Genomic DNA, 14,025 nt, shown 5'->3' with positions numbered 1-14,025 from the left:
CTACACTCGAGGTCGCTCGAGTGGAAGGACGGACGCGCATGCCGGTCGAAGTTGTTGGGGACGTTCGCAAATGGCTCGAGGAGCCCCGTTTCTGGACGGTCGGCACACTGAACGAGGACGGGTCACCCCAGCTCACCCCCATGTGGATCGGCCTGGAAACCGTCGATGGCACAGAGCACATCGTGATGAACACGTCCGTAGGCCGTATCAAGGAACAGAACCTCCGCCGCGACCCCCGCCTCTCCCTGTCCAGCTTCGACCCCGACCAGCCCTACGACCGCATCGAGATCCGCGGCCGCGCAGTCGGATTCATCGAAGGCCAGGAAGCCGTCCACGTCATGGACCGCCTGGCCCGGAAATACCTGAACGAAGAAACCTTCCCCTGGCTGATCGACGGCGAACAGCGGGTAGCCGTCCTCATCCAACCCGACCGCATCCACCGCACCGTCGGCGTCGAACCCTTCCGCCCGGGCATCCTCCCCGACGGCCGGGTGCTGTAACCCCCTGGCGCCCGCGCGGATTGGCCGTCGCGACCCCCGCACGCTAGCGTGACGTTTCGTCGGAAATGACGGGTTTCTAACGGGGGTGGGTTCCGTATGCGCTGGATCGTGGCCGCGGCGGCTGTATTACTGGCATTGTTCACCGGTGGGTGCGGACTGATCGACGGCGCCGTGAACGGGGTCAGTCAGGGTGACTGCCTGAAGAAGGCGGGCGATGACGGCTTCGACAAGGTGTCGTGCTCGTCGTCGGATGCCGGGTTCGTGGTGCTGGACCGCGCCGGCTCCGGCAAGGCCCACGACAAGTGCGTGGACGTCGCCGGCACCGAATACGTCTACAGCGACAAGGGCGACGGATCGATCTGCGTGGGCATCAAGGGCGCGGATCCGGCCCACGCCGCGAACGCGGCGCACAAGGGTGATTGCCTCACGGACACCGGCAACAACAATCCGTCGAAGACGAACTGCGCCGACGCCACGGCCGTCTACCGAGTCCTGGACCGCATCGACACCTCCGGCTTCATGCCGGAAGCGGCGTGCAAGAAGGTCACGGGCACGCAGACCACCTACAGTTACATCCTGAAGTCCAAGAAGGGCATCAACTCGCTGGGCAGCGGCATCGTATTCTGTTTGATCGCAAAGGATTCCGACGCGACCCGCACGATCGACAACGCGAAGGTCGGCGACTGCCTGAAGAAGACCGGCGCCAACGACGTCGAGATCACCGCCTGCACCGCGCCCGACGCGAAGTACAAGATCCTCAGCTCGGTTTTCGACAAATCCCTCTGCGACCGTGTCGCGGGCTCGATCGCGAGCTACTCCTATCAACAGGCCGGCGAGATCATGCCGAAGGTCTACTGCCTCGGTTCGCCCCGTTGATGTGACGCGGACCTCGATTTGGTCGCTGATCAGGGGTTGTCTACACTAGACCGGTTGCTCGGGCACAGCTGTGTCCGCACGCGTCCTCGCGTGCGGCGTTGCTCCGGGCGCAAGCGATTGATCCGGTCGGGCGTTCCCGGCTGGACCGCCCCAATTGTCGTAGGCCCACGACCGCCGATCTCAGACGGTGCTGAATGGGAACCGCGGCAGGAAGGTACCGGTCAAACACATGACCATGACTGATCCCATCGCAGACTTCTTGACCCGTCTGCGCAACGCCAACTCGGCGTACCACGATCAGGTGAAGGCGCCGCACTCGAAGCTCAAGGTGAACATCGCCGAGATCCTCAAGCGCGAGGGCTACATCGCCGACTTCCGTGTCGAAGACGCGCCCGTCGGCAAGAACCTGATCGTCGACCTGAAGTACGGCCCGAGCCGTGAGCGCTCCCTGCAGGGTGTGCGCCGCGTGTCGAAGCCGGGCCTCCGGGTTTACGCGAAGTCCACCAACCTGCCCAAGGTGCTCGGCGGCCTCGGCGTGGCGATTATCTCCACGTCCTCCGGTCTGCTCACTGACCGTCAGGCCAAGCAGCAGGGCGTGGGCGGCGAAGTCCTCGCCTACGTCTGGTAAGGGAGGTAGGAACAATGTCGCGTATCGGTAAGAAGCCGATCCCGGTTCCCGCCGGCGTCGAGGTGACCATCGACGGCCAGAACGTGTCGGTCAAGGGTTCCAAGGGCACCCTGTCGCACGTGGTCGCCGAGCCGATCACCGTCGTCAAGGCGGAGTCCGGTGAGCTCGAGGTCGTTCGCCCGAACGACGAGCGTCAGAACCGCTCGCTGCACGGCCTGACCCGCACCCTGATCAGCAACATGATCGAGGGTGTCACCAAGGGTTACGAGAAGAAGATGGAAATCTTCGGCGTCGGTTACCGCGTGGCGGCCAAGGGCTCGAACCTCGAGTTCGCCCTGGGTTACTCGCACCCGGTTCCGGTCGACGCCCCCGAGGGCATCACCTTCGCGGTGGAGTCCCCGACCAAGTTCTCGGTGTCCGGCATCGACAAGCAGAAGGTCGGCCAGATCGCCGCGGTGATCCACGGCCTGCGTAAGCCCGATCCGTACAAGGGCAAGGGCATCCGCTACGCCGGCGAGGTCGTTCGCCGCAAGGTCGGAAAGACGGGTAAGTAAGCCATGGCACAAACCGAAAAGCAGAAGGCCGCTCGTAAGCCGATCGGCAAGGACGCCTCGACCTCGCGCCGCCTGTCGAAGACGCGTCGTCACTTCCGTCTGCGCAAGAAGGTCGTCGGCACCACCGAGCGTCCGCGCCTGGTGGTCAACCGCTCCGCGCGCCACCTGCACGCCCAGCTGATCGACGATTCGGCCGGCAAGACCATTGCCGCCGCGTCGACCATCGAGGCCGATGTGCGTGCGCTCGAGGGTGACAAGTCCGCCAAGGGCGCCAAGGTCGGCGAGCTCATCGCCGCCCGCGCCAAGGCTGCCGGCGTCGAGGCGGTCGTGTTCGACCGTGGTGGTCACGACTACCACGGCCGTATCGCGGCTCTCGCCGACGCCGCCCGTGAAGGTGGGCTGAAGTTCTGATGATCAACACTGCGAACGAAGGGAACGTCTGATGCCGGGACGTCAGCGGCGTGACGGCGGAAACAACGGTCCCGCCGGACAGAACAGTGGCAACGACAACCGCGATCAGCGTGGTGGCGGTCGCGGCCGTCGCGACGACAATCGTCGGGACAATGCCGCCGAGAAGAACCAGCTCGAGCGCGTCGTCGCGATCAACCGCGTCTCCAAGGTCGTGAAGGGTGGTCGTCGCTTCAGCTTCACCGCCCTCGTGATCGTCGGTGACGGCAACGGTCTCGTCGGCGTCGGCTACGGCAAGGCCAAGGAAGTTCCCGCGGCCATCCAGAAGGGTGTCGAAGAGGCTCGCAAGAACTTCTTCCGCGTTCCGATGATCGGCTCCACGGTCACCCACCCGGTTCAGGGTGAGGCGGCTGCCGGTGTCGTCATGCTGCGTCCGGCTTCGCCCGGTACCGGTGTGATCGCCGGTGGCGCGTGCCGTGCCGTTCTGGAGTGCGCCGGCATCCATGATGTTCTGGCCAAGTCGCTCGGTAGCGACAACGCCATCAACGTCGTGCACGCCACGGTTGCGGCTCTGAAGATGCTGCAGCGTCCCGAAGAGGTCGCGGCCCGTCGTGGCCTGCCGATCGAGGACGTGGCCCCGGCCGGCATGCTGCGTGCGCGCGCGGGACAGGGAGTCTGATATGGCACAGCTGAAAGTGACCCAGGTCAAGTCCAGCATCGGCGCCAAGGCGAATCAGCGCGAGTCGCTGCGCACCCTCGGGCTGCGCAAGATCCGCCAGTCCGTGACGCGTGAGGACAACGCGCAGAACCGCGGCCTGATCAACGTCGTGCGCCACCTCGTGGAAGTTGAGGAGGTCTAAGCATGACCATCAAGTTGCATCACCTGCGTCCTGCCCCGGGTGCCAAGACCGAGAAGACCCGTGTGGGTCGCGGTGAGGGCTCCAAGGGTAAGACCGCGGGCCGCGGTACCAAGGGTACGAAGGCTCGCAAGAACGTCCCCGTCCGCTTCGAGGGCGGTCAGATGCCGATTCACATGCGTCTGCCCAAGCTCAAGGGCTTCACCAACCCGTTCCGCACCGAGTACCAGGTCGTGAACGTCGGTGACATCGCCCGCGTGTTCCCTCAGGGCGGAACCATCGGCAAGGCCGAGCTGGTCGCCAACGGCCTCGTTCGCAAGAACGAGCTCGTGAAGGTGCTCGGCGAGGGCGAAATCACTGTGGCCGTGCAGGTTTCGGCCGACAAGTTCTCCGGCTCCGCCAAGGAGAAGATCGCCGCAGCGGGTGGCACTGCCACCGAGCTGGCCTGACGGTAACCTGAAGTAGCAACGGCACCGGGCGAGTCGCGAGCTCGCCCGGTGTCGCTGTTAAAGTTCAAGTGTTGTCTGCCAACACCGTCATGGTTCTCGGCGTTCCCTCGCTGAATCCGTGGCCTGACCTATGTCGTTAGCCAGGAGGATCTGTGCTTTCCGCCTTCGTGTCGGCTTTCCGGACCCCGGACTTACGGCGGAAGATTCTCTTCACGCTGGGACTGATCGCGCTCTACCGGCTCGGTGCGTCACTGCCTTCGCCGGGCGTCAGTTACAAGAACGTTCAAGAGTGCGTCAATCTGGTCAACGGCGGTGACTCCGCCGGTATCTACCAGCTGATCAACCTCTTCTCCGGCGGCGCGCTGCTGCAGCTGTCCGTGTTCGCGATCGGCATCATGCCGTACATCACGGCCAGCATCATCATCCAGCTGTTGACCGTCGTGATCCCGCGGTTCGAGGAACTGCGAAAAGAGGGCCAAGCGGGTCAGAACAAGATGACCCAGTACACGCGCTATCTCTCCGTGGCGTTGGCGATCCTGCAGTCGACCGGTCTGGTCGCGCTCGCCTCCCGCGGTCAGTTGCTGCGTGGCTGCCCCAAGGACATTCTCGACGACACCTCTATCTTCGGCATGATCATCATCGTGCTGGTCATGACCGCGGGCGCGGCCCTGGTCATGTGGTTCGGCGAGCAGATCACCGAGCGCGGCATCGGTAACGGCATGTCGCTGTTGATCTTCGCGGGTATCGCCGCCCGTATCCCCTCCGAGGGCAAGATGATCTGGGACAGCCGCGGCGTGGGTATCTTCGCCCTGGTCTGCGCGGCCGCCCTGGTGGTCATCGTCGGCGTCATCTTCGTCGAGCAGGGCCAGCGCCGGATTCCGGTGCAGTACGCCAAGCGCGTGGTCGGCCGGAAGATGTACGGCGGCTCCTCGACCTATCTGCCGCTGAAGGTCAACCAGGCGGGTGTCATCCCGGTGATCTTCGCGTCCTCGCTGCTGTACCTGCCGAACCTGCTGGCGCAGCTGACCCAGAAGAGCACGGGCAATCCGGCCAAGTGGCAGGAGCTGATCCAGAAGTATCTGGTCAACCCGAGCAACCCGGTCTACGTGGCGATCTACTTCGCCCTGATCGTGTTCTTCACCTACTTCTACGTCGCGATCACCTTCAACCCGGAGGAGCGCGCGGACGAGATGAAGAAGTTCGGCGGCTTCATCCCGGGCTACCGGCCGGGCAAGCCGACCGCCGATTACCTGAACTATGTCCTGAGCCGGATCACCCTCCCCGGCTCCATCTACCTCGGTGCTGTCGCTGTTCTGCCGAACCTGCTCCTCGGCATCGGAGCCTCCGGCGGCGTGACGAATCTGCCGTTCGGTGGTACCGCGGTGCTGATCATTGTGAGCGTCGGCCTCGATACCGTGAAACAAATCGAGAGCCAGTTGATGAACCGAAACTACGAAGGGTTCCTGAAGTGAGACTCGTACTGCTCGGACCGCCCGGCGCCGGTAAAGGCACCCAGGCCGAACTGTTGTCGGAAAAGCTCGGTGTTCCGCACATCTCCACTGGAGCCCTGTTTCGCACGAACATCGACCAGCAGACCGCGCTGGGCAAGGAAGCCCAGGGGTACATCGACGCCGGCAACCTGGTGCCGTCGGACGTGACCAACCGCATGGTCGAGGCCCGTATCGCCGAGCCGGACGCCGTCAACGGCTTCATCCTGGACGGCTACCCGCGCACCGTGGATCAGGCCGAGGCGCTGGAGAAGATGCTGAAGGGCATGGGCAAGGAGCTCGACGCCGTGCTGTCCTTCGTGGTCGACGAGGACGTGGTGGTCGAGCGCATGCTGGCCCGTGGCCGCGGCGACGACACCGAAGAGGTCATCCGCAACCGCATGCGCGTCTACCGCGAGGAGACCGAGCCGCTGCTGGTGCACTACGACGGCCAGGTTGTGTCGGTCGAGGGCGTCGGCGATATCGCCGAGGTCAACGCGACCGCGCTGAAGGCCCTGGGTCGCTGAATGGTCTTCGGCCGAAAGAGCAAGCGGGTGGTGCCTTTCCGCACCGCCGGTGAACTGGATGCCATGGCGGCGGCCGGCGCTATCGTCGGCCGCGCGCTGGTGGCGGTGCGCGACGCCGCCAAGCCCGGGGTCTCGACCCTGGAGCTGGACGAGGTGGCCGAGCAGGTCATCCGTGAGGCCAACGCGATCCCGTCGTTCAAGGGCTACCACGGCTTCCCGGGTTCGATCTGCTCGTCGGTGAACGACCGTGTGGTGCACGGCATTCCGTCCAAGGGCGACATCCTGTCCGAGGGCGATCTGGTCTCCATCGACTGCGGCGCCATTCTCGACGGCTGGCACGGCGATTCGGCGTGGACCTTCGGCGTCGGCACCATCATCGAGGCGGACCGCCTGCTCAGCGAGGCGACCAAGCTCTCGATGGAGGCCGGCATCGCCGCCATGATCCCCGGCAACCGGCTCTCGGACGTCTCGCACGCCATCGAGCAGGGCACCTACGCCGCGGAGAAGTTGCACGGCCGTAAGTACGGCATCGTCTCCGGCTACGGCGGCCACGCCATCGGCCGTGAGATGCACATGGACCCGTTCCTGCCGAACGAGGGCGCTCCCGGCAAGGGCCCCGAGCTGCGCGTCGGCTCGGTCCTGGCCATCGAGCCCATGCTCACCCTCGGCACCACGGAAACCCATGAGCTGGACGATCATTGGACCGTCGTCACCGATGACGGTTCGCGCGCCGCTCACTGGGAGCACACGGTCGCGGTGACCGAGAACGGTCCCCGCATCCTGACGCTCCGCCCGGAGTAACCCTCCGCCGCAATCCGCTTCCGCACCCGCCTCGGCCCCGCCGAGGCGGGTGCGGTCGTTTGTGCGGGTTACGATCGGGTTCGCAGTGGTCCAGGGGAGGGGATTGTCTTGACGGGTGTCGGTGTGTCCGGCCCGGCCGCCGGAATCGCTCCGGCCCCGGCGGGTTCGCGGATCGCGGTGGTCGACTTCGGTTCGGCGGCGTTGACCGTCGCGCTACTGACGGCGTCGGCGGATGGCTCGGCCCGGGTGGTCGATTCTCGCGACCTCCCACCGGTTTCCGCCGCGGATCTGACGGAGCCGGGCCTGCCGCCGGTGGTGAGCGCCGCGGTCGATGTCCTGCGCGGCGCCGGTATCACCTCGCCGAACGACCTTCATGCGCTGTATCTCGCGGGGTTTGCCGCGCATAATCCGCTGGTACAGCAGGCATTTCGGCCACTATGCGCGGATCAGCGTGTGAAACAGACAGTGCCGCAGTCTGTTCCGTTCGCGGCCCTGGCGCCGACGACCGCGGTGGGGCGGCCGAAGTCGAGTTCGATTCTCCCGCTGATCATTTTCGCGGTCCTGGTGGTCATCGCGGTAGCTGTCGGAGCCGTGGTCGCCCTGGGGGGTGGTGACCGGCGGGCCGCGCCGGACTACCCCACGGTCCCGGTAGGGCGTGAGGCGGGATCCAAGCAGGGGGTGGTCGACAGCGCGGCCGGACGGCTGTACGTGGCGGACGATATGGCCAAGTCCGTGGCGGTGGTCGATACCGCGAATCGCACTGTGGTCAGCACGATTTCCTTCCCGGACGAGATCGTGGGGATCGCACTCGATCCGGAGCTGCACCGGCTGTACGTCGCGGGGCAGGGCGATCGGGGTCATGCGCATGCCGCGATCCGGGCCGTGCTGTGGGTGGTGGACACCACGACGAACGGCGTGGTCGCCACGATCGAGACCGGTTCGGAAGGGCGGGGTGTGGCGGTCGATCCGGGCACCCATCTGGTGTACGTCACGAATGAGCGGTTCCTCGGGTACCAGCTGGACCCGAAGACGGTGAACGTCAATGCGGCAGCGACGCTTTCGGTGATCGATCCGCGGTCCGCGACCGTGGTCGCGTCGTTGGAGCTCGGGATGTCCGCCGGGCAGGTGCTGATCGATCCGGCCACCCGGGTCGCCTATGTCGCGGGGTCGCGCTACGACCAGGTGCGAGGGAGCGAGAACGGCGTGATCGTGGTCGACTTGGCATCGAATCAGGTTGCGGGACAGATCACCGTCCCGGATAAGGGTCCGGTCGAGATCGCGGCGGATTTCACCGCGAATACTCTCGTCCTGGTCGGCAGTGACGCGATCCGTCTGGCGGATACCGCGACTCGGGAGGTCGCCGCCACCCTTCGTGTGGTCGGTGCGTCCGGTTCGATCGGTGTGGATCCCGTGCGCCATGTCGCCTATGTCGCCGACAGTGGCCGGGACGGTTACGAGTTGCTGACCGTCGAACTCGCGGAACGTCGCCTGAGCGACGCCTCGATCGGGATGGGCGTGAAGATGCTCGTGGGCTCGGCTGTCGATCCGCAATCGCGTGCCGTCTACGCCTTCGTGGCCGGCGCGGTCATGTTCATTCCACCCCCGCAGTAGCCCGGCCGGCGGGCCGGGCGCGGGCCCGCCGGTTGGGCGTGGCGGCCGGGGGACGGGCCCGCGTCCTGGTTCTATGGGGCAATGGCCGAGAAGGTTGTTCTCATCACCGGGACCTCCAGCGGAATCGGACTGGCGGTCGCCGCGGCGGCGATCCGGGCCGGGTACCGGACGGTCGCGACTCTCCGCAACCTGGACAAGGCGGGCCCGGTGCTCGAAACCGGCGCCGACGTGCGCCGACTCGATGTGACGGATTCGGCCTCGATCACCGAGTGCATCGACGGCGTCGTCGCCGATTACGGCCGCTTGGACGCCGTGGTCAACAATGCCGGCGTCTCGGTGTTCGGCACGATCGAGCATCTCCCGATGTCGGAGATCCGCCGCGCCATGGACGTCAACTACTTCGGCGTCGTCGAGGTCACCAAGGCGGCCATGCCGCACCTGCGCGCCACCAAGGGCCACGTGGTGACGGTGACCAGTGTCGGCGGCGCGGTCGGCCAGCCCTTCAACGAGGCCTACTGTGCCGCGAAGTTCGCCGTCGAGGGCTTCATGCAGAGCCTGGAACCGGTGGCCGCCAAGGTCGGCGTCGGCGTCAGCATCATCGAACCCGGCGCGGTGACAACGGAATTCGTCGCCAACGCGCACATCGATCCGGCGGCCGCGATCGCGGAGGCGGGCCCGTACGCCTCCGCCCTCGAGGCCTACATGAACCGCACGCGCAGCGCCTACTCCACCGGCCAGACCGCCGACCAGGTGGCCGCCGTGGTCATGTCCGCCCTCACCGCCTATCCGATCGTCTTCCGCTGGCAGACCTCGGACTACGCCCGCTCCTTCGTCGCCTCCAGTCTCTCGGATCTGGACGGCTCCATCGTCGCGGGCATCACTTCCCACTGGCTCCGCTGACCCGGGTCAGCGCGAGGTCAACCTTCCAGCAACAGCGTGACCGGACCGTCATTGACGAGTTCGACGTGCATGTGCGCGCCGAAACGACCGGTGGCGACGGTCGCGCCGAGTTCGCGCAGCGCCGCGGCGAAAACTTCCACGAGCGGCTCGGCGACCGCGCCGGGCGCGGCCTGATTCCAGGACGGCCGCCGCCCCTTGGCGGTGTCGGCGTAGAGCGTGAACTGGCTGATGACCAGCACCGGCGCGCCCAGATCGGCCGCGGACTTCTCGCCCTCGAGAATCCGCAGCCGGAAGAGCTTGTCCGCCAGCGCCTTCGCCGTGGCCTGGGTATCGGTGTGCGTCACCCCCACCAGCGCCACGAGTCCGTGCGGCGCACCGTGCGCGGCGGGATCGATCCGCCCGGCCACCTCGCCGTCCACCGTTACCTGCGCCGCGCTCGCCCGTTGCACCAGTATCCGCACGGCAACCATCTTGGCAGACCGACCGTGAATTTCATTGCGCGCCATGGCGAGTTCACGAACGTAGGCTGTGCTGGAACCTTCAGCGGGCAAAGGCGGAGTGGACAGTAGTTAACGATGGCACCTGACAACAGTGAGAAGTACAAGGGCAAGGACCACACGGCTTTTCCGAGCCTGTGGGAGAAGGCTGGTACCGGCAAGCTGGAGTTCGAGCCGGGCGCGGCCGAGAAGGGCGCGAAAGCCGCGGCGAAGCTGATCGAAGAGCTGCTGTACTACCAGGGGATCATCGACGGCAATCTCAAATATGTCGGCAACATCGGCAATCTCGACTCGGGGCGCAAGCTGGCCGCGGCCCTCGGGAAGATGGGCGAGCACTACTCGGACGCGATGACCACCCACGTCGCGATCCTGCGGGACATGATCGAGACGTTCAACGCCGCGGGCCGTGCCTACGTCAATACCGACCACCTGTCCGCGGAAGTGTTGGGCCGCCTGAACACCAAAGCGCCGGACGGTCCCGCCAAGGATCAGTCGAAAGACGTGAAGATCGACATTCCCCACAAGTCATCGCCCTATGCGGGCGAGAGCTCCGCCGAGGACAACTACCCGGACAAGCTGAAGAACTGGGTCGGGGACAAGGGCAAGGCCAAGGATCCCGTCTCGGTCACGGCGGAGACCAAGAACTTCATGCAATGGGGAATGCTGTACTCGCTCGGCACCTCGCTGTCCCCGGACCCCTACAACAACGCGTATGAGCTGTACAAGCTGTTGAAGTCGCGCGTCGAGACCTCGCTCAACAACTTCAAGACCGAGGTGCAGGGGCTGCAGGGCGAGTGGCACGGTGAGGGCGCCGCGGGAGCGCAGAGTGCGGTGCAGCGCTATTACGAGGACTTCCAGCCCATGATCGACACTCTCGACTATTCGGCCCAAGTCATGAGGTACGTCAGCCGCTGGATGCTGTGGACCAAACATGTGATGCCGACGAGCCCGACACCTCCGGATCCGGATCGCGCGGTCGGCGATCAGAGTCTCGAGCACAAGCGCGACCTTTACGAGCAGCACTACGGCCACGGCCTCGACCACACCGCCGGCGCACTGCCCGGCGTGCCGTCGCCGCGAACGGTTGATGGGCCCTGGCCGGTCGTCAACCCGCCGGGGGATAAGCCGGGAGACAAGCCTGGGGACAAGCCCGGCGATAAACCAGGCGATAAGCCTGGGGACAAACCCGGCGATAAGCCTGGGGACAAACCCGGCGATAAGCCTGGGGACAAATCGGGCGATAAGCCTGGGGACAAATCGGGCGACAAGCCCGGCGATCGCCAGGGTGGTGGCAACCAGGGCGGCGGCAATCAAGGCGGTGGCAACCAGGGTGGTGGCAACCAGGGTGGTGGCAACCAGGGTGGCGGCAACCAGGGTGGCGGGAACGGCAACCACGACAAGAAGAACGACCAACACAATAAGAACGACCAGCACAACAAAAACGACAAGCACGATAAGAACGGCAACAACAACCAGCAGAAGCCGAACCAGCAGAACCCGAATCAGCAGAATCCGAATGGGAACAACCCCAACGGTTCGAACCCGAACGGCTCCGGTGGCAACGGCGGCAACCCCAATACGAATACGCCACAGGGCACTTCACCGAGCGGCTCGGGCAACTCCGACACGTCGCAGCTGACCAGTGCGCTGACTCAGCTGGCTTCGGGCATGACCCAAGGCATTTCGACGCTCTCTCAGCAGTTGCCGCAATTGGTCCAGCAGTTGCAGGCCGCCGTGCACTCGAGCGACATGTCCACGCTGGCGAATCTGCTGGGTGTGCCGGAGGACAAGGTGACCTCCGCGTTCGCGGCGATCGAGAAGGACCCGACGAAGCTGTCGCAGTTGTCCCACCTGCTCGGTCTGACCCCGGACACGCCTGCGGCGCCCGCCGCCCCCGCGGCCGGGTTGCCCGGCGACACCGCTCGGATGGGCAGTGCCGCGGCGTCCCCGATGGTGGGTCACGCGATGGCGGATCCGTTCGGGGGTCTGACGAATCTGTTCGGCCCGCGGGCTGGTGTCGACAGCGGTTTCGTGATGCCGGAGGCCGGTGTGGCGGCAGGGTCCGCCGAGGGCGCGGTGGCCACGTCCGCGTCCGTGGCCGGTGCCGACCCGGTGCGCGAGGTGGTGGACTTCTTCCGCGAGATCGCGCATCCGGCCGCGCCGGCCGTTGAGGGGCCCGCGGTGGTCGAGCCATGACCTGGCAGTTCACCGACCTCGAGTTCAAGGTGCTGTGCAATCGGTATCGGGAGGGTTCGACGCCCGCACCGTTCGTGTACACCTGCCGGACAAGTGATGCCGACGAATATCGCCGGCAGCTGTGGGCGGCGGAGGACGAGCTCGATCAACGACTCGACTCGACCTTCCGCCCGGTGTTCGAAGCGGTCGCCAACCCCGAGGTGATGGTGGTGGTGTACGGCTGGAACGATGCGGACCTCGACAACCCGGAGGCGTATGTGCGGGTGCACGGGGTCCGTCGTGGTCGCCGCGCCTGTGTGCTCGTGCAGCAGCCCGGTGAGTCGCTCGAGCACAGTACCGGCGTCACGCTGATCGAGTGTGAGCCGGAGGAGTTGGCACAGCTGTTGGTGGCGCAGCTTCCGGAGGTGCCGGGCGGCCGGTCGCCCGCGATCCCGATCGTGGACGAGCAGGTGGCCGTGGATCCCTATGAGGCGCCCCGTGCTTCGGCCTTCGACAGCTTCGAGGAATCCGTCGAGACGCCCGGCCTGCGTTTTCTGTCGAGCCCGACCGATCGGGCCGGGCGGATGCAAATCCTGCAGGCGCGGTCGAAGTACGGTCCGCGAGGTGTCGCCATGTCGCGGCTGGAGTGGCGGGACCTGCCCGGCGACGGACGCTATGTGATCGATCACGACCAGGAGTCGAAGTTCGCGATCGGTATGGACGGCCGAAAGCTCGCGGGCTACATCGATATCAGCATCGCGCGGATTCTCGAGCATATGGAATCCCGTGGTGAACAGGACGAATTCGTGTGATTCAGGTAGGGGCGCGGCAGTTCCGCACCGCCGTGCCCCCACTGGAATCGGCACTCGCCGTTCAGCTTCCGGCTACTACCTGGTTGCCAACGCCTGACAGGGTTTCTTCCCATGAGCGGTCGGCTGGAAGCTTACGAGGATCTGTTGACCAAAGCGGCTGGTCGGACGGACAAGGTGCGCGACGGCATCGAAAAGGTCGTGAGCACACTGACTTCCGCGGCCGACGGGCGGGGAACGCCCTGGGGTGACGACACGCTCGGCGGCAACTTTGCCAATGGTGAGCAGGGCTATCTCGCCAGCCGCAAGAACATCATCGAGGGCGCCGACAATATGGCCGGCACCTTCGGCAACTTCTCGGACGGCCAGCTGAAGGCCGCTGCGGAGCTGAAGAAGATGGATCACGGCAACGGCGACGGGTTCGAGTGACCGATCATGGTGAATGAACGGGCCAAGGCCGACTTCTCGGATATTCTCGACGACTTCCGCGATCAGATGCGCACCATCACCGGGTTGCAGCAGCAGCGGGCGGCGATCACCGCGTCCGCGAGCGTGCGCGGCAAGCGGGTGACGGTCACCGTCAATGCCGATGGCACGGTGATCGAGACCAAATTCGCCTCGGACATAGACGATCTCGACTATCAGGAGATCGCCAAGGCGGTGACCGAGGCGGCGCAGCAGGCGTCGGCCGAGGTGGCGCGGCGCAGCCGGGAGATCATGGCCCCGGTGTCGCAGAACCGCAATCGGCTGCCCAGGCTGTCGGAGCTGGTGCCCGACATGCCGGATCTGTCGGAGGCGCTGCGGATCCCGGAACCGCCGGTGGTGTCGACCGCACCGCCAAAGGCGCCGGAACGTCGTGCGGCGGACCCGGATTCGGATGACGCGCGGCGAAATCGTGGTGGGGCCACCGATTCCGGATGGTGACACCGCCTCTACCGGTGGGTTA

At 65.7% G+C, this 14,025-nt stretch carries 18 protein-coding genes; 17 read left to right on the top strand and 1 reads right to left on the bottom strand.

What is annotated here, in order from left to right:
- Window positions 1–38 precede the first annotated feature (38 nt).
- The 13 genes from ABZ382_RS15955 (at window position 39) to ABZ382_RS15895 (ending at window position 9,598) form a co-directional block, all read left to right on the top strand.
- Entirely contained in the window at window positions 39–500 is a 462-nt protein-coding gene (locus ABZ382_RS15955) for a PPOX class F420-dependent oxidoreductase (protein WP_357089117.1), read from the top strand.
- Window positions 501–596: 96 nt separating this feature from the next.
- Window positions 597–1,376 carry a hypothetical protein gene (locus tag ABZ382_RS15950; RefSeq protein ID WP_357089114.1) on the top strand — a complete coding sequence of 260 codons (780 nt, stop codon included), beginning with the start codon at window positions 597–599 and terminating at the stop codon, window positions 1,374–1,376.
- A 229-nt stretch (window positions 1,377–1,605) separates the two neighbouring features.
- Window positions 1,606–2,004, top strand: a complete 399-nt coding sequence (gene rpsH / locus ABZ382_RS15945; RefSeq protein ID WP_213558035.1) for a 30S ribosomal protein S8 — start codon at window positions 1,606–1,608, stop codon at window positions 2,002–2,004.
- Window positions 2,005–2,018: 14 nt separating this feature from the next.
- On the top strand, window positions 2,019–2,558 hold the full coding sequence (gene rplF, locus ABZ382_RS15940) for a 50S ribosomal protein L6 (protein WP_357089111.1): 540 nt from the start codon (window positions 2,019–2,021) through the stop codon (window positions 2,556–2,558).
- Window positions 2,559–2,561: 3 nt separating this feature from the next.
- Window positions 2,562–2,969, top strand: coding sequence for a 50S ribosomal protein L18 (gene rplR / locus ABZ382_RS15935; RefSeq protein WP_357089108.1), 408 nt, complete (start codon window positions 2,562–2,564; stop codon window positions 2,967–2,969).
- 31 nt (window positions 2,970–3,000) lie between these two features.
- Window positions 3,001–3,645, top strand: a complete 645-nt coding sequence (rpsE, locus tag ABZ382_RS15930) for a 30S ribosomal protein S5 (RefSeq protein ID WP_357089105.1) — start codon at window positions 3,001–3,003, stop codon at window positions 3,643–3,645.
- 1 nt (window position 3,646) lies between these two features.
- The gene (gene rpmD / locus ABZ382_RS15925) at window positions 3,647–3,826 is read left to right on the top strand and encodes a 50S ribosomal protein L30 (protein ID WP_040804320.1); all 180 of its coding nucleotides are present in this window, start codon (window positions 3,647–3,649) and stop codon (window positions 3,824–3,826) included.
- 2 nt (window positions 3,827–3,828) lie between these two features.
- Window positions 3,829–4,272, top strand: a complete 444-nt coding sequence (gene rplO / locus ABZ382_RS15920; protein WP_357089102.1) for a 50S ribosomal protein L15 — start codon at window positions 3,829–3,831, stop codon at window positions 4,270–4,272.
- A 152-nt stretch (window positions 4,273–4,424) separates the two neighbouring features.
- Entirely contained in the window at window positions 4,425–5,744 is a 1,320-nt protein-coding gene (gene secY / locus ABZ382_RS15915; RefSeq protein WP_357089100.1) for a preprotein translocase subunit SecY, read from the top strand.
- Window positions 5,741–6,286: an adenylate kinase gene (locus ABZ382_RS15910; RefSeq protein WP_357089098.1), complete on the top strand. Its 546-nt coding sequence runs from the start codon at window positions 5,741–5,743 to the stop codon at window positions 6,284–6,286. Before secY ends, ABZ382_RS15910 begins: the two co-directional genes overlap by 4 nt.
- Window positions 6,287–7,087 carry a type I methionyl aminopeptidase gene (map, locus tag ABZ382_RS15905; protein ID WP_357089095.1) on the top strand — a complete coding sequence of 267 codons (801 nt, stop codon included), beginning with the start codon at window positions 6,287–6,289 and terminating at the stop codon, window positions 7,085–7,087.
- Window positions 7,088–7,195: 108 nt separating this feature from the next.
- Window positions 7,196–8,698: a YncE family protein gene (locus tag ABZ382_RS15900; RefSeq protein WP_357089093.1), complete on the top strand. Its 1,503-nt coding sequence runs from the start codon at window positions 7,196–7,198 to the stop codon at window positions 8,696–8,698.
- 81 nt (window positions 8,699–8,779) lie between these two features.
- A complete protein-coding gene (locus tag ABZ382_RS15895; protein ID WP_357089090.1) occupies window positions 8,780–9,598 on the top strand; it encodes an SDR family NAD(P)-dependent oxidoreductase in 819 nt (272 codons plus the stop codon).
- 17 nt (window positions 9,599–9,615) lie between these two features.
- On the opposite strand, the gene dtd is transcribed toward ABZ382_RS15895, so the two are convergent.
- The gene (dtd, locus tag ABZ382_RS15890; RefSeq protein WP_357089088.1) at window positions 9,616–10,059 is read right to left on the bottom strand and encodes a D-aminoacyl-tRNA deacylase; all 444 of its coding nucleotides are present in this window, start codon (window positions 10,057–10,059) and stop codon (window positions 9,616–9,618) included.
- Between the two features lie 114 nt (window positions 10,060–10,173).
- Between dtd and ABZ382_RS15885 the strand changes: the two genes are divergently transcribed.
- The 4 genes from ABZ382_RS15885 (at window position 10,174) to ABZ382_RS15870 (ending at window position 14,003) form a co-directional block, all read left to right on the top strand.
- Complete coding sequence (locus tag ABZ382_RS15885; RefSeq protein WP_357089085.1) at window positions 10,174–12,291, top strand: hypothetical protein; 2,118 nt, start codon at window positions 10,174–10,176, stop codon at window positions 12,289–12,291.
- A complete protein-coding gene (locus tag ABZ382_RS15880; RefSeq protein WP_357089082.1) occupies window positions 12,288–13,082 on the top strand; it encodes an ESX secretion-associated protein EspG in 795 nt (264 codons plus the stop codon). The genes ABZ382_RS15885 and ABZ382_RS15880 overlap by 4 nt, the downstream gene beginning before the upstream one ends.
- A 111-nt stretch (window positions 13,083–13,193) precedes the next feature.
- The gene (locus ABZ382_RS15875) at window positions 13,194–13,508 is read left to right on the top strand and encodes a hypothetical protein (protein ID WP_357089080.1); all 315 of its coding nucleotides are present in this window, start codon (window positions 13,194–13,196) and stop codon (window positions 13,506–13,508) included.
- A gap of 6 nt (window positions 13,509–13,514) precedes the next feature.
- Window positions 13,515–14,003 carry a YbaB/EbfC family nucleoid-associated protein gene (locus ABZ382_RS15870; RefSeq protein ID WP_357089079.1) on the top strand — a complete coding sequence of 163 codons (489 nt, stop codon included), beginning with the start codon at window positions 13,515–13,517 and terminating at the stop codon, window positions 14,001–14,003.
- Window positions 14,004–14,025 lie beyond the last annotated feature (22 nt).

Source organism: Nocardia sp. NPDC005825 (assembly GCF_040630175.1).
Taxonomy (GTDB): domain Bacteria; phylum Actinomycetota; class Actinomycetes; order Mycobacteriales; family Mycobacteriaceae; genus Nocardia.
The sequence above is the reverse complement of the archived record's forward strand: the minus strand, read 5'-3'. Positions and strand labels throughout refer to the sequence as shown.

Coding starts and splice junctions, on each gene's coding strand:
- ABZ382_RS15895 (WP_357089090.1), top strand. CDS start 8,780: ATGGCCGAGAAGGTTGTTCTCATCACCGGGACCTCCAGCGGAATCGGA.
- rplR (WP_357089108.1), top strand. CDS start 2,562: ATGGCACAAACCGAAAAGCAGAAGGCCGCTCGTAAGCCGATCGGCAAG.
- rpsE (WP_357089105.1), top strand. CDS start 3,001: ATGCCGGGACGTCAGCGGCGTGACGGCGGAAACAACGGTCCCGCCGGA.
- ABZ382_RS15950 (WP_357089114.1), top strand. CDS start 597: ATGCGCTGGATCGTGGCCGCGGCGGCTGTATTACTGGCATTGTTCACC.
- rplF (WP_357089111.1), top strand. CDS start 2,019: ATGTCGCGTATCGGTAAGAAGCCGATCCCGGTTCCCGCCGGCGTCGAG.
- ABZ382_RS15880 (WP_357089082.1), top strand. CDS start 12,288: ATGACCTGGCAGTTCACCGACCTCGAGTTCAAGGTGCTGTGCAATCGG.
- ABZ382_RS15955 (WP_357089117.1), top strand. CDS start 39: ATGCCGGTCGAAGTTGTTGGGGACGTTCGCAAATGGCTCGAGGAGCCC.
- rpmD (WP_040804320.1), top strand. CDS start 3,647: ATGGCACAGCTGAAAGTGACCCAGGTCAAGTCCAGCATCGGCGCCAAG.
- ABZ382_RS15875 (WP_357089080.1), top strand. CDS start 13,194: ATGAGCGGTCGGCTGGAAGCTTACGAGGATCTGTTGACCAAAGCGGCT.
- ABZ382_RS15885 (WP_357089085.1), top strand. CDS start 10,174: ATGGCACCTGACAACAGTGAGAAGTACAAGGGCAAGGACCACACGGCT.
- map (WP_357089095.1), top strand. CDS start 6,287: ATGGTCTTCGGCCGAAAGAGCAAGCGGGTGGTGCCTTTCCGCACCGCC.
- rpsH (WP_213558035.1), top strand. CDS start 1,606: ATGACCATGACTGATCCCATCGCAGACTTCTTGACCCGTCTGCGCAAC.
- rplO (WP_357089102.1), top strand. CDS start 3,829: ATGACCATCAAGTTGCATCACCTGCGTCCTGCCCCGGGTGCCAAGACC.
- ABZ382_RS15870 (WP_357089079.1), top strand. CDS start 13,515: ATGGTGAATGAACGGGCCAAGGCCGACTTCTCGGATATTCTCGACGAC.